Source organism: Glaciecola petra, from assembly GCF_031846345.1.
In the GTDB taxonomy this organism is placed as follows: Bacteria; Pseudomonadota; Gammaproteobacteria; order Enterobacterales; family Alteromonadaceae; genus Glaciecola; species Glaciecola petra.
On sequence record NZ_JAVRHX010000003.1, the window covers coordinates 469,268 to 489,600 of the forward strand.

21 protein-coding genes are annotated in these 20,333 nt (G+C 41.7%); 6 read left to right on the forward strand and 15 right to left on the reverse strand.

Translation table 11 applies throughout. From position 1 onward, the window contains the following. Positions 1–4: 4 nt before the first annotated feature. The gene (locus RM552_RS12845; RefSeq protein WP_311369255.1) at positions 5–2,044 is read left to right on the forward strand and encodes a PKD domain-containing protein; all 2,040 of its coding nucleotides are present in this window, start codon (positions 5–7) and stop codon (positions 2,042–2,044) included. Positions 2,045–2,129: 85 nt separating this feature from the next. Here the strand turns inward: RM552_RS12845 and RM552_RS12850 are convergent, their stop codons facing one another. The 5 genes from RM552_RS12850 to RM552_RS12870 form a co-directional block, all read right to left on the reverse strand. Beyond that, positions 2,130–2,900, reverse strand: a complete 771-nt coding sequence (locus tag RM552_RS12850) for a hypothetical protein (protein WP_311369256.1) — start codon at positions 2,898–2,900, stop codon at positions 2,130–2,132. Between the two features lie 210 nt (positions 2,901–3,110). After that, positions 3,111–3,647, reverse strand: a complete 537-nt coding sequence (locus RM552_RS12855; RefSeq protein ID WP_311369257.1) for a PepSY-associated TM helix domain-containing protein — start codon at positions 3,645–3,647, stop codon at positions 3,111–3,113. A gap of 40 nt (positions 3,648–3,687) precedes the next feature. Then, complete coding sequence (locus RM552_RS12860) at positions 3,688–6,969, reverse strand: VPS10 domain-containing protein (RefSeq protein WP_311369258.1); 3,282 nt, start codon at positions 6,967–6,969, stop codon at positions 3,688–3,690. Between the two features lie 225 nt (positions 6,970–7,194). After that, positions 7,195–8,028 carry a hypothetical protein gene (locus RM552_RS12865; RefSeq protein ID WP_311369259.1) on the reverse strand — a complete coding sequence of 278 codons (834 nt, stop codon included), beginning with the start codon at positions 8,026–8,028 and terminating at the stop codon, positions 7,195–7,197. 9 nt (positions 8,029–8,037) lie between these two features. Then, a complete protein-coding gene (locus tag RM552_RS12870) occupies positions 8,038–8,415 on the reverse strand; it encodes a GntR family transcriptional regulator (RefSeq protein WP_311369260.1) in 378 nt (125 codons plus the stop codon). Between the two features lie 387 nt (positions 8,416–8,802). On the opposite strand from RM552_RS12870, the gene RM552_RS12875 reads away from it, so the two are divergent. The 4 genes from RM552_RS12875 to RM552_RS12890 all read left to right on the forward strand — a co-directional run bounded on the left by RM552_RS12875 (position 8,803) and on the right by RM552_RS12890 (position 10,163). After that, on the forward strand, positions 8,803–9,519 hold the full coding sequence (locus tag RM552_RS12875) for a TMEM175 family protein (RefSeq protein WP_311369261.1): 717 nt from the start codon (positions 8,803–8,805) through the stop codon (positions 9,517–9,519). 81 nt (positions 9,520–9,600) lie between these two features. Beyond that, positions 9,601–9,759, forward strand: a complete 159-nt coding sequence (locus RM552_RS12880) for a class IIb bacteriocin, lactobin A/cerein 7B family (RefSeq protein WP_311369262.1) — start codon at positions 9,601–9,603, stop codon at positions 9,757–9,759. Between the two features lies 1 nt (position 9,760). Beyond that, complete coding sequence (locus tag RM552_RS12885) at positions 9,761–9,940, forward strand: hypothetical protein (protein WP_311369263.1); 180 nt, start codon at positions 9,761–9,763, stop codon at positions 9,938–9,940. A gap of 40 nt (positions 9,941–9,980) precedes the next feature. Next, complete coding sequence (locus RM552_RS12890) at positions 9,981–10,163, forward strand: hypothetical protein (RefSeq protein ID WP_311369264.1); 183 nt, start codon at positions 9,981–9,983, stop codon at positions 10,161–10,163. A 41-nt stretch (positions 10,164–10,204) separates the two neighbouring features. Here RM552_RS12890 and RM552_RS12895 read toward each other — a convergent pair whose 3' ends face one another. The 3 genes from RM552_RS12895 to RM552_RS12905 form a co-directional block, all read right to left on the reverse strand. After that, positions 10,205–11,272, reverse strand: coding sequence for a metal-dependent hydrolase (locus RM552_RS12895; RefSeq protein WP_311369265.1), 1,068 nt, complete (start codon positions 11,270–11,272; stop codon positions 10,205–10,207). A 4-nt stretch (positions 11,273–11,276) separates the two neighbouring features. After that, complete coding sequence (locus RM552_RS12900) at positions 11,277–14,531, reverse strand: S41 family peptidase (protein WP_311369266.1); 3,255 nt, start codon at positions 14,529–14,531, stop codon at positions 11,277–11,279. 227 nt (positions 14,532–14,758) lie between these two features. Next, positions 14,759–15,196, reverse strand: coding sequence for a GFA family protein (locus RM552_RS12905; RefSeq protein WP_311369267.1), 438 nt, complete (start codon positions 15,194–15,196; stop codon positions 14,759–14,761). Positions 15,197–15,445: 249 nt separating this feature from the next. On the opposite strand from RM552_RS12905, the gene RM552_RS12910 reads away from it, so the two are divergent. Beyond that, positions 15,446–16,627, forward strand: coding sequence for a BaiN/RdsA family NAD(P)/FAD-dependent oxidoreductase (locus tag RM552_RS12910; protein ID WP_311369268.1), 1,182 nt, complete (start codon positions 15,446–15,448; stop codon positions 16,625–16,627). Positions 16,628–16,928: 301 nt separating this feature from the next. On the opposite strand, the gene RM552_RS12915 is transcribed toward RM552_RS12910, so the two are convergent. The 7 genes from RM552_RS12915 to RM552_RS12945 all read right to left on the reverse strand — a co-directional run bounded on the left by RM552_RS12915 (position 16,929) and on the right by RM552_RS12945 (position 20,220). Beyond that, a complete protein-coding gene (locus RM552_RS12915) occupies positions 16,929–17,123 on the reverse strand; it encodes a DUF4177 domain-containing protein (protein ID WP_311369269.1) in 195 nt (64 codons plus the stop codon). A gap of 55 nt (positions 17,124–17,178) precedes the next feature. Next, on the reverse strand, positions 17,179–17,952 hold the full coding sequence (locus RM552_RS12920; RefSeq protein ID WP_311369270.1) for a nucleotidyltransferase domain-containing protein: 774 nt from the start codon (positions 17,950–17,952) through the stop codon (positions 17,179–17,181). 78 nt (positions 17,953–18,030) lie between these two features. Beyond that, on the reverse strand, positions 18,031–18,327 hold the full coding sequence (locus RM552_RS12925) for a type II toxin-antitoxin system RelE/ParE family toxin (protein ID WP_311369271.1): 297 nt from the start codon (positions 18,325–18,327) through the stop codon (positions 18,031–18,033). Between the two features lie 5 nt (positions 18,328–18,332). Next, complete coding sequence (locus RM552_RS12930) at positions 18,333–18,548, reverse strand: addiction module protein (RefSeq protein WP_311369272.1); 216 nt, start codon at positions 18,546–18,548, stop codon at positions 18,333–18,335. Positions 18,549–18,704: 156 nt separating this feature from the next. Beyond that, positions 18,705–19,103 (reverse strand): hypothetical protein, encoded by a 399-nt coding sequence (locus tag RM552_RS12935; protein WP_311369273.1) that lies wholly within the window; start codon positions 19,101–19,103, stop codon positions 18,705–18,707. A gap of 159 nt (positions 19,104–19,262) precedes the next feature. After that, positions 19,263–19,754, reverse strand: a complete 492-nt coding sequence (locus RM552_RS12940) for a hypothetical protein (protein WP_311369274.1) — start codon at positions 19,752–19,754, stop codon at positions 19,263–19,265. 157 nt (positions 19,755–19,911) lie between these two features. Then, positions 19,912–20,220, reverse strand: coding sequence for a DUF7677 family protein (locus RM552_RS12945; protein ID WP_311369275.1), 309 nt, complete (start codon positions 20,218–20,220; stop codon positions 19,912–19,914). Between the last annotated feature and the right edge of the window lie 113 nt (positions 20,221–20,333).

Genomic DNA, 20,333 nt, shown 5'->3' on the forward strand with positions numbered 1-20,333 from the left:
ATACATGCAAATCTATACATCATCACAACCGGTCAATAAGGCCAAAACACATAAACTATCATTCGTGAGCCTTGCTGTAATCAGTGCGCTAAGCCTATCAGCTTGCGGGGGTGGCGGTGGAGATAGCGGTGGCGGCAATGTTGGAGGCGGAGGAAGCGCTCCAAATGACACGCCCCCCACTGTAACTGCAGAGAGCTTTGCTATGATCAGCAGTGGGAATGAGCTAACACTTACTGCAAGTGCTACCGACCCCGACGGTAACGCCATTTCTTATAGCTGGAGACAAATTTCTGGTGCTGCCATTTCAAATAGTTCTGGATTTACTTCAGCCTCGGCAAGTTTTTCTGCACCAGAAGATGTGGACTCTTTAGTTTTGGAGGTTACCGCAACCGCAAATGGCCGTTCCGATACCGCTCAAGTTCAAGTTTTGGTAGTAGAAGATACAACAACAGCCATCTTCGTTGATGCCGAATTTACCGGAACAAGCACTGGTAGCATCGACGCTCCTTTCACAAATTTAGCTAATGTCTTAAGTAATTTAGCTGACCAAGAAGATGTATATATCAAGACGCCATCTGACGTTGAAAGACTAGATTTGCAAACATCTCCAGGTCGACAACTTTCTTTAAGTGGAGGAAATAGTATCTATGGCGGATTTGGCGCAGATTGGTCCAGAGATATTGTAAACAATCGTACCGGTGTGCAAGCAACAGAAAATGGCCTTATCTATAGAAATGTAGATGTTTCTACTGTGGTATCGGGGATTGATTTGTTAGTTTCGTCTACACAGCTAGACGACAGTTTCAATATCATTGGTGTATTTGCACAAAGTGGTTCTGCTAGCTTTACCATCGATAATGCTACTGTGTTACTGGAAAACTTTGACGAAAACAGCTTTGATGGCAGCACCGGTGCATCTTATGCCATATATTTTGATAACATCGATACTACAAAGGTGACCAATAGCAATATTACCGCCGGTAATGCAAAAAACACATCAAACGCCGGTGCTCGAACCGGCGATCAAGGCAGAGACGGGGTCGACGGTGAAGATGGGCGCGTTGGACTAAATACAAATGGTGGTGCCGGCGGTGCTTCATCTGGCGGCGGCTGGAACGGCGGTGCTGGTGGAGATGCTGCTACTACCTCATTTGCGGGTGGCGATAATGGGATACGTGGCAGTGGACGAGAAGTTCCCTTAGTGAGAGGGGGCTCTCCCGGAACAGGCGGCTTTGACGCAGACACTTCTACCCCTGAAGGCAGGGGCGGCGGCAATGGAGGAAGGGGTGACAATGGTGTAAGAGGCAACCCTGGTGCCGGATCGAGCGGCTTTGGCAGTATTTTTAGTGATGGGCGGTTTTTTAGATCGCGTGGTGAAATTGGTTCAGATGGATTTTCTGGCGGTGGTGGCGGAGGCGGTGGCGGCGGTGCAGCTGGTGCGGTCGGTGCTAACGGTGGCGCTGGTGGCGGCGGTGGTGAAGGCGGAGACGGCGGTGCAGGTGGTTTTGGTGCTCTCTCTGGTTTTGCATCCATTGGTATTCACATTGCTGGTGGTAATAGTCACAACATAATCAACAATCAAATAAGCTCAGGAAACGGCGGTCGCGGCGGCATTGGCGGTACTGGATCAGCTGGCGGAGCTGGTGGCATAGGGGGTGACGGTGCAAGCGGCACGCAAGGTTTTGGTAATGCTAAAGGTGGCCGCGGCGGTAATGGCGGTGATGGCGGCCGGGGTGGTATCGGAGGCTCTGGTGGCTCTGGTGGGGGTGGCCCTTCATTTGCCATTTTTGTCGGTGGCTCAACGCCTGCCAACATCACGGACAACACCCTCAATACTGGCAATGGCGGTACCGGTGGCGCCGCTGACTTTACAAATGAGCCTGACGCAGCCGGTCGTGGCGGTTGGTCTGTCGGGATTTTTGACGGCGACGCAAACGATAGTTTAACGCCTATTATCAGCGGAAATAGCTATACGCTAGGCGAAGCTGGACAAGACGGAAATCCACGCGAAACATTTGGTCAGAGTATTAATAATAACTTCTAAAACATCTAAAATAGCTTACGATTAGCTTGCTAATCTGCCCAGTGTTTTTTCAATAAGGAAAAGCACTGGGCGATGCAGACGAAGATTACGACGAAATCGCTACCTCTGACAACACAGTGTCTGCTGTTTTTTTCGTACGCTCAATTAGAACTGGATAATTCGCCATAGCGTTAATATTCTGGCCTATCCAAAAACGGAGCATTGGCGCAAGAGCAGCGTCGGCTCTTATATCGCGAAGCATTGATGCGGCGTCAGTGGCAACAAGGCTACTTTCGCAGTCCCTTTTAAGTGATTCGAGGACTGCATCAACATCCACTTCCCAGCAGCCCGACCATAGAATGCGTGCTGCAGCAGGATTAAAATATCCCCGTACAGTAATGCGAAAGGGCGGCGATTCTTGATTGAGTAGCCCAAAGGCATCAATTAGATCGTAGGTTTTGAAAAGCTCCTCACGTAGTGCAATATCGGTGGGGAAACTTAGTTTGATCGCCTCGTCAAAAGCCGTGCGATCAAGGGCAATTGCCCAGAGTTGAGATGCGTGAAAAAAATCGATTAACAGCCCTTCACAAGCTGTCTGGCAATCCGTGTCACCCTCTAAATAAACAAGCGCCCTTTCACCTGCTTCTGTAACGGTAGAATAATATTCTAGGAGATTGTCAGTAGTTTTACTATTCTGCATTAGCTCTTCATGAATCAAGGCTAAATAGGCTTGCTCTTTAGCTAGTCGGCCATTTTCATCATTCCAATTCGATACCTGTATACCGATAAATACACCCACGACTACAATAATCAAATCGAGAAATACGGCAGTCCAATTTTGTGTTTTAACATGCTCCATAACACGGCGCAAAAGCATATTTTTTTCCTTGTCACGATGGCTAAGATTGTGCATCACCATAACTTATTGACTGAGTGATTGCCAACAATTCTAAAAGACACATCTTTGCTCCGATCTGGCCGTAAACACTAGTCTTAAAAAAGCGTTAACAATTAATAACCGTGCGTCAAAAAGCATCCAAAAGCAAACATAAATTTACCTCAAATTTATAAATACCCTAGGATGCAACTACTTCTTTCGTCTTCGATACTTATGTTTACGATAACTGGCTTTTTTATATTCAGTTAAACCAAACAAATAGAGCCCTGTCAGCCACATAACAAATAGGACTGCACCAACAGGTAAAAACACGCCCAATTTAATCCACTCGGCAAAGAAACTACCATCATGAATAGATTCAATTACGTCGCTGCGCCGCTGTGCAATTTGTAGTACTTCTGCAGTATGGGTGTCAACTTGCACTTCCCAGTTAGACTTTGAGACAAACTTAATAATGCCTTTGCCTGGTTTTAGGTCTGCGCGTTCAAGTTCGTCCCAAGTAGTAAAGCCGGCCTTCTCAACACTTATAGCAGCATCAAACATGTCTTGTAATGATGCCATAGGCAAAAGGTTTTGTTCGACACCGCTTTGGCTAGAAGGTTGAATCCATTCAACTTCCTTTTTCAGCATCAGCAACACGCCGGTACCAATCATTATGACTAAAGGAATCGCAATTAGGATAGATCCCCAGTGGTGGACCTTCCTAAACAACATTTGCGTACTCATTTTACTTGGCTCTCCTATCCATTTGGCTTCAACTAGAAGCTTAATCTATCTCGACAGGCTCATCAGACATCTCTCTCATTAAACCTACCGGCATCCAAGGTGCGCCTGCATCGAGCAATGACTGTTTGAAGTCAGGAAAATCTTGTCGCATTAACTTCTCCAAACTAGGCTGTAATACATTAAGCGCATCTTGCACAATCACCATTTGTTCTTTTTGGGTGTGGGTAAGCCCCCAAGTATTGGCGCGAGCAAATTCTATCATAAACAGTCGACTCGAAATGCTAGCGGGTTGTGAGCCCATGCCACTGCTTGCGGCCTTGCCATTTAATGCTTCTTGGGCGGCAAATACTGCCTGTCTAAGTTGCTCATAACGCCCTTCTAATTGGCTAGGCTCAGCTAAGGAACGATCTAAGGCTATACGGAAAGATTTTAATTTAGCATGTAAATCGTCTACCTGAGTATTGGCCATAGATACACTACGCCTCAGATTTTCAACCTGCTTTAATTGTGTTGTACGTTGTTCTGCTGATACAGCACCTGGCACAGTTTGCTCATGCAAAGGTGTTACATTAAAGCTAACTGGCGCAGCCAAATCTCGAGTTTTGCCTTTAACTGTAGAGTGCAATGAGGCAGTGTAAACGCCTGGGGCGACCAAATGCCCAACATCACCAAAGAAACTAGCAGAAGCACCGAGTGAATTCGCCGACGGCATCCGTAAATCCCAAGTGACGCGATGAAGCCCTTTATCTGCTTCAGCGTTTACTTTACGCACAATCTTGCCTTCAGCATTTTTAATAAGCAGATACACACTTGGCTCTGCTTCTCTTAATTCAGTTTCCACTACCTCCCATTCAGGATATAAAGGGTAATCGCCCTCTTCTTCAGCTTGTTTCTCTTTTTCTTCTCTTCTATCTTTGAGAGATTTCATGCCATCGCGAAGATAATAAGTAAAGGTAGCACCAAATTCTGGGTTTTCGGCACGGTATTCAAAATCACCATGAGAATCGGTATGCAAGCTTTCTGGAATGTACCAAAGCGCGTCGCGTAGAGGGAATAATAAGGCTTCTTGCTCTAAGGCTTTTTTACTCACTGTACGAAGCGGGGAATAGTCATCTAAGATATAAATACCACGTCCAAATGTGCCTCCGACCAAGTCATTTTCTCTACGTTGAATTTTGACATCTCTAAACGAAATCGTGGGTACGCCACCATTAAGCTCAGTCCATTGCTTACCGCCATCAACGGTAAAAAATAAGCCCAATTCGGTGCCAATAAATAGTAAGTCTTTGTTCACATGATCCTGCACAAGGCGCCAAACCAAATGCTTGTCGGGTAAGTTAGATGCAATAGACTTCCACGTTTTGCCGCGATTAGTACTCTTAATCAAATAGGGTTTAAAATCGCCGTATTTATGATTGTCTAAAGCAGCATAAACAGTGTCTTTATCAAATAAATCGGCGCGGATATCATTGATATAAGCAGTGGCAGGAATCCCTCGAATATCATCGAGTTCATAGGTCTTCCAGTCTTTACCGCCGTTTGAAGTCACTTGAATTAAGCCGTCGTCGGTGCCGGCATATAAAATATTTTCGTCTAAAGGCGACTCAGCAATATTGGCAATGGTGTTGTAATTCGACATTGCGAGTAAATCAAAACCTGAATCGACTGACCAGGTTCTATCCATCACGGGCATGTGCATTCTATTTTCGTTTTTAGTTAAATCACCCGAAATCGCTTGCCAGCTATTACCACGGTCGTCAGAGCGCCACACTCTTTGTGATGCATGATACAAGCGTTTAGGATCGTGACTAGACACTACAATAGGTGCATCCCAATTATAACGTTCAGCTGGTTCGCCTGGTTTTGCTTGAGGCATAACAGACACATACTCACCTGTTGAGCGATGAAAACGGGCTAAATTACCTTGTTGACGTTGCCCATAAACTATATCTGGGTTACCTGGTTCGGTGGCTGGCTGGTGCCCATCCCAATCTAAAATCAAAAACCAATCATTGTTCTTAATGCCGTGAGTTTTTGTAGTGCGTGATGGACCGCCAGGTGAAGAGTTGTCTTGGGTACCGCCATACACATAATAAAAAGGTTTACTGTCGTCCACTGCAATTTTATAAAACTGCGTAATGGGCATATTCTCTATAAAACGCCATTTTTTCATGTCGTCTTGAGTTTCATAAATACCACCGTCACTGCCTACTAACAAGAAGTCCTTGTCGGTCGGATGGAACGCGATCGCATGGTCATCAACATGTTTATATTTTACGTTCATTGGTGTCCATGTTTTGCCACCATCATCACTGTATTTAGTGTAATTACTGGCTAAATAGATACGATCAAAACGGTGTGGGTCGGCAAATATTTCTTGATAATAATGAGGGCCTGTGCCGCCGGCTACCTCATCAGACATTTTTGTCCAACTCGCACCTTGATCGTCTGAGCGATACAAACCACCCTTTCGTTGATTCAATTCAATGCCTGCATAGACTACATCTGGGTTGATAGCCGAAATAGCTAAGCCAATTTTACCCATATCAGTTTCAGGTAATCCAGTCGTTAGCTTACGCCATGTTTTGCCGCCGTCGTCAGTAGTATGTATGGCAGACCCCGGGCCCGTGCCCACATAAGTTGGAAGGGTTCTTTGGCGTTGCCATGTTGCTGCATAGAGTTTATCGGGATTACGTGAATCGATGACTAAAGAGGTAACACCTGTCCATTCGTCTGTTTTTAGCACGTTTTCCCATGTTTTGCCGCCATCGGTGGTTTTAAACAAGCCACGTTGACCACCTTTAGACCACAATGGCCCTTGCGAAGAAACCCACACTGTATTGGAGTCACTGGGGTGAATAATAATATCCGAGATACGTTCAGAATCTTTTAAGCCCATGTTTTTCCATGTTTTACCGCCATCTAATGAACGATATACACCATCACCAAAACTTAAGTGTCTACCCCCATTATTTTCGCCCGTCCCTACCCAAATAATATTTGAGTTACTTGGATCTATTGTGACATCTCCGGTTGAATAAACCGCTTCAGAGTCGAATATTGGCGCCCAAGTAATACCTCCATTTTCGGTTTTCCAAACACCACCAGAACCTACTGCAACATACCAAGTGGAAGGGTCTTTTGCATCCACCTCAATGTCTGCAATTCGCCCTGACATATAGGCAGGGCCGATATTACGCAGCTTCATGCTGGTAAATAAAGAATCGGCCATTAAGCCTTCTTCGTCTTTATCGGCGGCTTGAGTGTTAAAAGAAAGGGAAAAGGAAGTGATTAAAACAGCAAAGGCATGTAGCAACTTCATGTATATCTCCTGTCAGATATTGCTTTTATTGTTCATTGTTATTATTAGCAATTGTGAACAATAGAAAGTGTGCGCGTTACACACTGGAATAAACAAAGTAAATCATAAGCTTACTTGTTGCAACAAATGCCTATGACTCAGCCCACAAATTAGCCAAATTATTATTTAATTCAAGTAATCAGCGACTCATTTATTAAGCTTCAAACCATTGAAAATATTATCTATTTAAACTTTAGAAAGGCTAATCGGTCTGGGTAAAGAAAGCGTGTAAGCCGTCAAAAAAATTATCAACTGAAGATACACCGACTGAGTCAGCAATTTGAGGCCTTCTAATTGTAGACCCGCTATCCACATCGAAATGGACAGGTGATATATCGCCACTAACCAAACGAGAGTGTTAATTTTGATAGCTTTTATTTTTATCGCTTTACGTTGCTCGGGCTCTTGTATTGCGCCCATTCTCTTACTCCGATACAACACTAGCGACGTGGCGATAAAGACAAGATTTATAATCAATAAACCTATTAAGTTGCTATAACCGGCAAAACCATCAAATGGATTTTTTGCGAAATAAATAATGGTACTTACAAACACTAATTGTCCCACGAGCAACAAAGACAACAAGCCCTTTGGATAATACTCCTGCCACTTTTGTGGAGACAAAGACGCTTTTCTTTTGCTTCCGATATGTTGTTTAAGTAACGCAAACAGACCCTTTTGATCAAACGCCATTATTGCTACAGGGATCATGGCTAGTAAAAAGAGAATCGACATACCTGCTTGGTTGTCCCAATTGAACAATTCTGTGGTACTGACGGTTGCATGCATTACTACTGAAATACCAATAAGAAAACATACTGCACTAATGATGAACAAACGTTTAACCCTAGAGGCTTTATAAACTTCAACGTCGGATTTAGCGCTCGGATAATATGTTTCGCAATAAGCATTAGCAATCATATCAAATCGCTTAAAGCTCATTATTGGAATAACGAGTAGGGTCACAATAACCTGCATAAACATAAACCAATAAACGTTTTGTATCAGTAATTCGAACATAATAAACTCCTAATTTCCTGTTTGCGAAACCGCGTTTGTAAACGCAATTCTAATTTCAGAATCGGTGGCACCAGCTTTCCGATAACGTGCAACATCTAGTTGCATTTGTTCATTTAGCCAGTCATTTATATCCACCTGTACATTCTTTGGCGCCTGTGGATGAACGAATGTCCCTCTGTAACCTTTAGATTCAATTACATTATCGCGCTCTAATAAACTGTATGCCTTGGCCACAGTTTTTGAGTTGAGTTCTAGCTCATTCGCCAGTTGACGTATTGATGGCAAAGCGTCACCAGGGCTCAACTTTTTCGTTTCAACCGCTTTTTTAATTTGGTTGATGAGTTGACTAAACAACGGTTCTTTTGAATCAAGATCGATAGTGATCATGACCACCTCTAATTAGTAAATTGTATATTTATAACCATTTGTACCCTTACATCAGATGGTACATATAAAAGATAATCCTTTTTAATAGATAGTGCAAGATAAATTTCATCAATAGGTAAGAGTGCTTAAAAGTCTTACTTTTGCATATGCTCTGCCCGCTAATGCCATCGAAGTATTTAGACAACAAACGTTCAACACTTATTTCAGTTGGACTTTGTCGAAATCATCTAAGGCTTAAACCATCAAAATTAATGACTTTATACATATTGAATTACAAGGAATTGAAAGTTATGTTGGAGCACAAGAAAAAGGGAAAGTCGGATTAATCATTTAAATCATCTATTTAAGTCGGTATTGTCACAATAAATAGTCGAGTAAAAAGAAGACATGGATAAACCAATCAATACTTCATTTCGAAACCGCGGCGAAAATATGACTCGCATCGAGACCTTCGTGGCCGCTGCTTTTGCTTTTGCCGTGACCATGATGATGATTTCTTTGGGTGAAATAAGCACGGATATGAAAATCTTCATTGAAGATATGAAACAAGTACCTGCCTTTGCTGCCAGTTGCGCAATCATTATTTGGATATGGCATACCCATGCGACTTGGTGCAGGCGTTTTGGCTTAGAAGACGGCAAAACCATCTTTTTGAGTTCTGCTCTTATAATTATCGTCTTGGTATATGTGTATCCCCTACGCATCATGATGCAAGGCTTATTTCAAGTATTAAGCGATGGTTATTTTCCATTGGAATTTAGCTATCAAACTAACTGGGAATTACGCTTTGTTTTTATTAACTATGCTATTGGCTTTTTGTTGTTATGTCTTAATTTTGTTGGCTTATATTGGCATGCGTATTCAAAGAGAGAATTACTTAAGCTCAATCAATATGAAAGCTTTGACACTCGAACAGAACTACTAGTATGGAGCATTGCAGCTGGCGTTTGCGTCGGTTCGAGTCTTATTGCTTTATTCGGCCCACTTTCTTACATTGCATTTTCAGGGCACATATTCTTTAGTTTATTTCCCTTATTAATTGGTTGTGGGCAAATAAGAAAACACGCTCGACAAAAGTTGGTTATTCAAAATACTGTCCCTTAGTACAGTTGTTAGCAGCATAGCGACGCGCTATTGTTTTATCCGACAACAGGACGTTGTTATTTTAAAAAAAGGAATTTTCAAATGAAAAATTATGAACTTAACGAAACAGAGCTAGCGGAAGTTAGCGGCGGAATAGCGACAGCATTAACGTATATTGGTGTTATGGCATCAATTGCTTCCATTGTTGATTTTGCCGACCAAGCCATTCAAGGTTATAACGATCACCGGAAGGAAGACTAATATGCAAACATTAAATTCAGAAGAAATTAATTGTGTATCGGGCGGTCACGAAGTTGAAGGCAGTGTTGACCATGATGACAAAGGATTTTGGTATAAAGTCGGCAAATTCTTTGCAGAACAAGCGAATGCAAATGACGCAATAACTAAGCAGTATGGCAATACTAACCGGAACCACATTTAGGTTTACATTGCATAGCTAATTGCCCAATCAAGGAGAAGTAATGCAGTTAAAAGTGGCTGTTGTTTTTTGTATTATCAGTGCTATCACACTAGTGAATGTTATCTACAACTGGATGATCAATAGTATCGGTGTAGTAGGCAACCCGGAACTTCATAGTGCCTTACTTTTCCTTATTATTGCTATCTTGCTGCAAAAGCCGAAGAGTACACCCAAAGATAACTGAGATCTCGTTAAGGGCTCTATTGGTTTTGGAGCATCAACAAATTATTGATTTGGCGATGGTATTTGCGAGCATTTGATATCGTTTTTAGCGGGTGCTAACGTTACGCTCGGGTCGCTTATCCTCTCAAAAATGTCACTTATGCCTCTAAAATCTGGGCGTTGTGTAAAACGTTCAAAGCTAGCTATTTTCACATTTTTAGGCTCGTTTTCTAGCAAAAATTCACCGACCACAAAATTAAAGACATAATTACACTCAACGCCCATACGTAAGTCGCTTAACACAACTTTATTCCCATATGCACGGACTGAATATAAACCCTTGGTGAACCATTGAAGCCTTTGTACACCCCACTCTTGTGAGATGTCATCCAATAGCTCTGGATGTGTAGAGTAAGTGTTAAAACTCACTTCGTCGACTTGGTCAAAAACAGAAGCATAAATTTCGTGATATTCACCTTCCGACATGACCACAATGCGCCACAACAAGGTATTTAATGGTGCTGGTGTACTCATGTAAGCTTTGGGTACAATGGCTCTTTTTGACAAAGCTTGTTCGACTTTATTGTCAATATAAACTTTTGCTCCAAGGCTCCAGCATATGTATAGACTGCTTATGACTAAGCCCAATGCATTTGCTTTAAACGCTAAGGGCTTATTTTTTAGTGGTAGGCTCGCCCAAATAAACCCTACAAGCAAAGGCAAAGTGTAAAGTGGGTCGATGATGAATAAATTAGACACACCAAATGGATATTCTGTAAGAGGCCACATCAACTGGGTGCCGTAAACGGTAAAGCTGTCGAGAATAGCGTGGGTACTTAAGCACAAAAAAACTAATAGTACCCAGCGTATTTTATGTTCCGAGGTTTGTGGATGGAGCTTTAGTGCGAGCCAAGCAATTATTGGGGTGATCAATATATGCATCAGCAACGAGTGACTGAATCCTCGGTGATAAGTAAAAGCTTCAACTTCACCGCCATAAGGCAGTAATACGTCCAAGTCGGGCAAAGTGCCCAAAGCGACGCCCCACAATATGGCCTTGCGACCCACTTGAGGCCCAGCAACCGCATAAGCCACTGCACCGCCCAAAGCGATTTGTGTTAAGGAATCCACTAACTTAAAGGTCTTTTATCAGCTCGTCTACCGCACGTTTTAGTTGAGGATCAATACCTTTAGCTTTATAAGCTGGCGGATTAAATACTTCAATATCAGGTACCGCTGGCACAAACTCCATATTGTCACCCGACTCTTTCACCCACCAACCTCTAAATGGCATACGCACGATCGAGCCGTCGACTAAACGATGAGCGCCGGTGCTGATCACTGCACCAAAAGTAGGACGCCCAACCAACTTTCCTAATCCGAGTGCTTTATAGGCATGGGAGAAAATTTCGGCGTTTGAGTAGCTATTCTCATTGCTCATCGCAATAGAAGGTTTAGTCCATGCTGACAAAGGTAACCGCTCCGCAAAAGGATAGCTATCTTTAAACTTACTGTGCTCTTTTTCTAGGTCTTTGGCAGCTCCACGCGGCACAGTATAAGCATGTTGTTTTACGTTCAATACGGCCATTAGATAGTCAGTTGTCCAACCACCACCGTTATATCTAACGTCGATGACTATGCCTTCTTTACCATAACCTGCTGCCATTAATTCACGTTCAAAACGTTCAAAGCTGGACCAGTTCATACCTCGAATATGCAAGTAACCCAAACGACCCTTGGAATACTCGTCTGTTAAACGTCTTCGGCTTTCAACCCAATCATCATAGTTTGCGTTGCTCAAGCTTGCAGTAGGCCATATCACAATTTCATTGCCAGCGGTGTCGGCAGAGTCAGCTGACTTCACTTGCAGCAGCACTGGTGAGTCAACCTGACCGTTTAATAAGGCATATAAATTTTTACCTTTTAATGTTTGTTGATTCATCGACATGATCACGTCGCCAACAACCAACTTACTTTCTTCACGATCAGCAGGACTACCTGGCAGTACCGATTTTACTTCAAAACCCGATTTAGTATGCACCCCTGTAATGCCTAGTAAGCCAGAATTCGTGGTTTGGGTTTGCTTTTGGTTTTCTCCTCTAAACAAGCCCATATGGCTGGCGTTTAACTGCCCAAGCATCAAATTAAAGATATACTGAAAGTCTTCTTTAGTTGAGGCCTTTAAAGCCAATGGACGATATTTGGCACGCAAAGCATTCCAGTCTTGACCATGGAAATTAGGGTCGTAAAATCCAGCACCTAGGGCTCGCCATGCATCATCAAATATTTGTGCGCGTTCTTCTGCGTAATTTATTGTCATCTGTGAAGACACATTAAGGGTTTCTGATTTGTCACCTTTGGTCGCAATGCGCGTAATTTTGCCACCACTAGTGAGGGCGAAAACATGCTTACCTTTATTATTTAAAAGCAATTGTGAAGGGGATGCATCGCCTTTCAGTAGCATCTTTTTATCTTCACCATTCCATTTAATTTTGAATAAATTGCGTTCAACTTTGTGGTTTTGACGGCCACCACCACTGGTCGCGTAATAAATATGCTCGCCTTTTTCATCAAAGACTAAGCTTGTTTCGTTTCCGGCAAAACGGGTAACTTGTTCAAGGCGCTTGTATATGCCATCGAAATCAATGGTAATAACTTCGGCGACTTCTTCTTTTTCTTTGTCGTCTTCACTTGCTTCATCGGATTCATCTTTGTCGTCTTTTTTCTTATCTTTTTTATCGTCTTTAGTGTCGTCTTTATCTAAACGCTTCCACTGCTCTTTTGATCGCTGCCATTCACTTTTATCCAGCCAAGCAAACCAAATATCAAAGTCTCCGTTGTTGCGCATAGAACTAAAGCCTAGTTTGCTGCCATCTGGGCTCCACACAGGGCTTATATCGTATTTAGGGTGCATGCTCACGTTAGTTGGCTTACCTGAATTGTCGGCGGCATGAATATAAATTTCTTGGTTAAAATTTAAGTCGGCTAGTGAATAAGCAAGCCATTTGCTGTCTGGTGACCAAGCAACACCCTCAGGTGTATCCCAGCCATCTAACAAAGTTTCTTGTGCCGACAAATCACCGTTCTCGTTAATATTTGCGGTAAGCAATTTACCTCTACCAATCAAATAAGAGATACGTTTACCGTCGGGTGACACCTGCGGAGAATGCTCCTCTTCCTGAGTATTGGCAACGGCCCTAACTGTATGCTTCAAGCTTTTGAAGATATTAGCCTGTTCGCTGTCTGCTGATTTAAGCATGTAGATATCGTTTTGGCCGGCTTTGTCTGACACAAACAACAAACTGTCATTGCTCAACCACGTTACATCTAAGTCCCGCTCGGCGCCCTGTGTTAAGCGGACGCTGCGGTTATCTTCTTTGTCATTGCGGGTCACATAAATATCGCCACGCAAAACATAGGCAGTAAGTTTGCCATTGGGGGATACTGCATATTGCTCAACTTTATTCGTTGTTTTTTTATTCACTACAGGGTCAAATCTAAAGTCGCTATTTACATCAATTTCAATCGCGCTTTTACGCTTTCTCGACACGTCGAATTTATAAACTTTATCACCTGCCTGATACACAATTGTTTCGCCCGATTTGTCGGTACTAAAATGATTTACACCAAATTCAGTTTCTTTGGTCAATTGACTAATTCTGCCTTTTAAATCACTCTCAAAAACGTTGTATTTACCCTCTCTGGAAGAAATAAAATATACGGTTTTATTATCAGCCCATTTAGGCATAGTGTCGGTGGCACCAGAGCCACTTTTGTCAGTCAACTGAGTGTACTTATCAGACTCAAGATCGTATATCCATAAATTGCCGTTTGCAGGGCCGCGATAATCTTCTCGTGATACTCTGGCAGTACCCCGTATAAAGGCTATTTTAGAACCATCGGGCGACATCACTGCGCCCATGCCTAATGCATCCATAAAGCGCGCTTCTGTTTCACCACTTTGGGTGCTGACTGCATATATTTCAGATTCTCGCTCAACCTGCGCATATGTGCGGCGTGTGCTAAACAATACTTTACCGTCTTTCGTGAAATCAGTGGCAAGGTCTCTGCCAGAGTGAAAGGTTAAGCGTTTTGGCATGCCGCCAGATACTGGAATAACAAATACATCACTATTACCAAAGCGGTCACTGGTAAATGCAATCGCTTTGCTGTCCTTTTGCCAAATAGGCGCTCTTTCGTAACCCTCGTGAATGGTCAGTCGATTAGCGCGTCCGCCGTCAATACCAACAGTCCAGATATCGCCTTGGTAAGAGAAGGCAATCATTTTTTTATCTGGGCTAAGTTCCGGTTGTAATATAAGTGGACTAGCGAACGTTTGTTGACTCAAAGCAATCAAGAAAATTGCAAGATATCGAAAAGACGGTGTCATTTGTTATTCCTTCATAAAGGTAGGAGGTATATTTTTGTATAGTAACTATAAGTCATGCTGAAAATTTCACAAATTTGCATTTATTCCGATGCATTGCGGCACGACCAACTTTTGTTAAAGTTATTCTTTAGTTGAATATCGTGTACGGCTAATATCAAGAAAAGGTTTTACTTGAGGCCGCTTGCTTACTTCGAAGGCATTTAGTAATCGACAAATAGAGCGAGATACTAATTAAGTTTATTATTATCAAACCCAAAAGCTGCAAGCACCTCTTGCTCAGTCAACATGCTCGTTTTATTGGCAAAGTCATAGTTACCGGGTTTGGCATCGACAAAGATTTGCGCAACAAACTCAAAATTCTCATGATTGTCGATAGTACCTAAATTGAAATTACAAAAGTTATGTGATGGATCTTTCAATCTATAAAACAGGTTACTACCACACTTGCTGCAAAACCCACGCTCGGCCCATTCGCTCGAGGAATACGTTGACAAAAACTCACTACCTTTAAACTCAATACCACCATCTGATTCAACAGTAAGTGCGGGCCCGCCACCCCAAGTACGACAAATGGCACAATGGCAAGCATCAAAGTGTTTGTTTTTAATGTTAAATGAGAATGTTACTGCCTTGCACAGACAACTCCCATTGGCTTTTACGGTCAAGACGCCTTCCTTATTTGAGCATCAACTTATAATAAAACTAGCATGTATTATGGACTATGAGCAAATGTCTCTACTAAGTGATTACAAAATACTGTCACAAGCGGGTTTTATCTTGGCTAGTGTTTACCTCAGTGAGTGTATACCCCATACTATGCGCCTTAAGCGCAAGCACGTGCTTAATTGAAAAATTTGCTTATTAAAGCTTTGTCTTGAAAGTAGCCTAGCTGATGCTAAAAACGGGAAAGTAATTTGAAATTTGATGTGGTCATTATTGGAGCAGGTGCAGCAGGCTTGCATTGCGCAGCTGTTGCCGGGGCGCAAGGTAAAAAGGTATTGCTGATTGACCATGCAAAGCGTCCTGGCAAGAAGATCCTAATTTCTGGTGGCGGGCGCAGTAATTTCACTAACTACTATATTGAGCCCGAAAAATACATTTGTGAAAACCGGCATTTTTGTAAATCTGCGCTCAGCCAATATACCCAGTGGGACTTTATTGCTTTAGTCGAAAAGCACAAAATTCCCTACCATGAAAAAACCCTTGGCCAGTTGTTTTGCGACAACTCAGCCAAAGAATTAGTGGCTATGCTAGTCAAAGAATGTGAAAAAGCAGGCGTGGTATTTTCATTCCAAACAGAAGTGATAAACACAGAAAAAACATCTACCACCGGCTATAGTGTGATCACCAACAAAGATAAATATACCTGCAAAAGTTTGATTATTGCTTCTGGAGGCTTGTCTATGCCTAAGCTAGGAGCAACACCCTTTGCCTATAAAGTAGCAGAACAGTTTGGCCTCGAAGTTTTGCCTACTAGAGCAGGCTTAGTACCCTTTACTTTACAACCCGAACTAAAAACACCTTTAGCCGAAATATCGGGCGTATCCATTCCGGTGTCAGTAAGTACCCCGCGCACATCATTTAACGAAGACATGCTAATTACCCACCGAGGATTATCGGGTCCAGCCGTATTGCAAGCATCATCGTATTGGTTACCAGGGGAAGATATCACTGTTGACCTTTACCCCACCGGCAATTTTGACGAGGTGCTAGAACAAGCAATTGCGGCCCAACCAATGCTGCAATTAAAAAACTTTTTATCTACGCTTTTTGCTAAACGCTTTGTTGAAACATTCCTACAGCTACTGCAAATAGAAAGCATGATGTTGAAACAACTCAACCACAAGCAAAAAGCCAATTTGAGCACGAGTATTCATGCGTGGAAAATAAAACCCTCAGGCACCGAAGGTTACCGAACAGCAGAAGTCACTCTTGGAGGTGTTAATACCGACCATTTATCGTCAAAAACAATGGAAGTAAAAGACCACCCCGGCTTATTCTTTATTGGCGAAGCGGTTGATGTTACCGGCTGGTTGGGTGGCTATAATTTTCAATGGGCATGGAGTTCGGGTTATGTGGCCGGGATGAATTGCTAATTTTGGGAAGTGTAAATAGAGTCCACTCAATTAAATTAAAGCTCGCTCAAAATAACTTGTTAGCCGCTATTGAATACATTCAAATGAATACCTTTTAATACCAGTAAAGGCTTAATGTTTGATATTTATGTAATTACTTATTTTGGTCGGACTATCATAAAGCTTAATATTATTTGAGGTCTTGAATGGCCCCTGTGAGGCAGAAGCGGACGGTCAAAAATCGATAGATCGCTTCCGAACCCGAAAATAGCTCATTAAAAACAGCTAACTAAACAGTCGGGTAACTACGATGCATTTTAGTTTATGCATCTTTTTTCATAATACCTGCAAATTCAAGGTCGCCTTCTAACTCACGAAAGTCAACATTTACTAACTCCCAGCCTTCGGCTCCGAGCAAATTTAAGTATTTCTCAACATCGCTGCGATTTCTTCCTTTGAACAGTCCTGCAGACTCCACATCTCTAGTATCAACAACTTTATATTCATATTTTTTCATAAAACTTCCTTAAGTCATTTCAAAAGGTGACACATAACGCTTGTTAGCCCGACCCTCACGCGAGCACCGAATGTAACAGTTCATTTAACTTGGCCATTTCGGTAACTCTCTGTGCTTTTGGAACTTTAATGTCCTCAAGACGATTGAGTTCCGTTTCAATATAATTATTTAAGACTGAAATTTTAGGAGCCAACATCTTTTCTTCACTTATTTTTTTCTTTTCTAATAATTGATGAATCGTTTCAAGTAATTCTGGATCTTCAACAAGCTCTAATACTTTGTGAAACTCGATAGGTGCCACTGAACCATACTTTTCGAGCCATTTAATTGAAAAAAGCGGGCGTAAGACATAAAAGTATTTTTTTAGAGGAACCAATGCGTCTCTCAAATATCCTCTATAATTCGTTTTGGCCATACTCCTGTAGTGATAGATCCCTCTTTCAACAGAATAAATGTCTGGCAATAAAGAAAGAGCATCTTCACGAAAATTGCCTTGCTCAATGTACGTTACTGGGGATTGGATCCACTCCACAAATGCAGGATTAGACTTCCAAAAGAGCTTTAATGCTTTTCTTACATCCCAACCATTTAAATCGATTTCATCGACAATAGGAAACTCAATTACATCTCTCTTATCTTCGAGGTCTACCGCGACGTACCAGTCTTTGTCGTGAGCATATATAAATCTAACATCGTAATCACTATTTGGTGATGCAAAACCCCATGCTCTGCTGCCTGATTCTATTGCCATAAGAATTCGAACACCAAATTTCTTCTCGATCCCATCAAGGCGTTTCAGTATTTCTTTTTTAACTTCGAAATCAATCATGAGTTTTCCGTGTCGGGTTAACACTTACAATAGGCGGTTTTGTGCCGCTCTTGCACAAAATCCGTCTTAATTGTTTTGTTAATTGCGGTCATTCCAATACCCTGGCTTGCGGTGGTTATGCATAATAGCAACAACATAAATTGTTTTTTCGTCTACGTTTTTATAGATAACAGAATACGGGAACCGACTTAAAATAAAGCGCCTATGATATTGCCCCATTTTAGGCCAAGTTTGCGGCAAGCATTGAATAGAATTAAAGGCATCGTCTAACTCTTGTACGAACTCGTACCCGAGACCTTTTACTTGTTCTTGATACCAATCAAAGGACGATTTTATTTCCTCTATGGTGTCTGGGTGAAATAATAAATCAGGCATATAGCTTACAATTTTTGCTTGATTTGATCCCACGTAGTCGGGCTAACTTTACCGCTTTCCAATTCATTGCTTCGTTTTTCTGCCAGTGATATCCACTCTTGTTCAACGTCACCATCTGCATGTCCATCCATTGCTGCTAATAAACAATGAGCAGCTAGAGCTTTCTCTTTAGTGCTCATTTGATCAATGCTATCCATAAGGTTTTTAAGAGCTTCCGACATAAAAATATCCCCAAACAATTTAACTGTGATTAGTTTAGCAGTTTATAGAATCAAGAGTAATAAATTTACTCACATAGCAATTTACGCCCGACTATGGTGCGCAGTGGCGTAGCCGCTGTGTCACAGTCAAACTTATTTGACGACATTAGTCGTTTGTTATGTAACGTCACCAGAAAGTCCAAATTTTTTCCTACTCAAAACCAGCGCTACCAGCACAATTATTCCGAGCAATGTGCCAATCGGGAATACGATAAGTAACAATGTTGAATATATTATTAATAGCCAAAATAGCCATTTAGTTCGATAATTTAAGCCTACAACGGTAAATGTCAAAAGACAAAGCGCAACCAAGAATAAGAAGAACCCTATTAATGTAGAAAAGGCTGCTGACGACATTTCTTCCTGTGATATCTTGGGTTCATTTTCACCAAACAGAGTTATCTCTTGGAATGAAGAGGACATAATGAAATACGAGTCAATAATTCCCCAAAGTGGCGCCCAAAAAAGTAATAATCCCAAAACTGCTACATATTTCCCTATAGTTTCCTTGTTCACCCTCTCTCCCTAATTAGTTACATAACGTAGCCTTAAGTGGCGGCTAGTACGGAGGACGTTTGTGTATAATGGCGAAGCCATACACAATAAGACCGGAGAACTAGCTGTCCAAGTGAGCGGAGCGAATGGCTTAAAGGCCTTGTTATGCGCATTTCCAAATCAACTTTTACTCTCGACAATATTGAACTCTAACTGGTCCCTATTTCTAAGTACAGAAACAAGAATTCTGCTATCATTATTTGCTTCATTTTGAAGCTCTAAACACTTTTTACTCAGAAAAACATACTCTTCATCTGTATACGTTTCTGGGATTTCGTGATCACAATTACCAATGAATTCATCCGTTTCTGAAATTACCGAAAATCTCACTGAATAGAAATGAGCAAAAGAAGAAGCGCCCAAATTTTTCATTCGATAATTAATAACAAAGCTTTCATCGTGTAATTTGTAGTTTAAAACTTCAATTTCCAGTTCATTGATAAATGAAACTTCATAGTCTGATCTGACTTTATTATAGGTTTCGTTGAATATGCGGTCTATTCTAGGTTGAGCAGTAAAGGTCCAGACCAGCATGAATAATAAAAAAGAGACTGAAAAGCCTGCGCCAACAAGTAATCCGTTAATAAATTTTCGCAAAAAATTCTCCGTCAATGCGCATAACGCCCATGTTAAGTGGCAGACCGTGGAGTATTTTTAATTGTGTTACATTGCAATGAAAACACAATTCAAAATGCAGAGCGGACTGATCATCTTGAAAGTATTGTTATAACACTTTTTACAGCAACAAATCTAAAACCATAGCGAACTTCTACGTAGTCGGCATTTGGTAAAGTGTTATTTCCCAATCTTCATATGGCGGATTAACTTCAAAGTCTCTATCACAGTATGACCTGAGGTAGTCTGTTGCTCTTTTCTGAGCATACTTAAAATTTGTTACATTACCATCTTCATCGAGCTCAAGTACATTTACAAAAATCGCAAACACCATTTCGATAGCGCTGGGTTCGCTGCCATACAATTCCAAATAGTTAATACCTTCGAGCATATTATGTCGACCGCTAGACATAAAATATGCGAATATTCTTAAGGCACCGCTAAAATCATTACTTAACTTCATTTCTGAATCTTACTATTTCGTTATAACGCTCAGTTCAGCAGCGCCGAACATGGAGCAATTTTGTGTTAATGTTTGAGCGAAGCGAGTAACACCAAATTGCGGAGTGTTTGGTG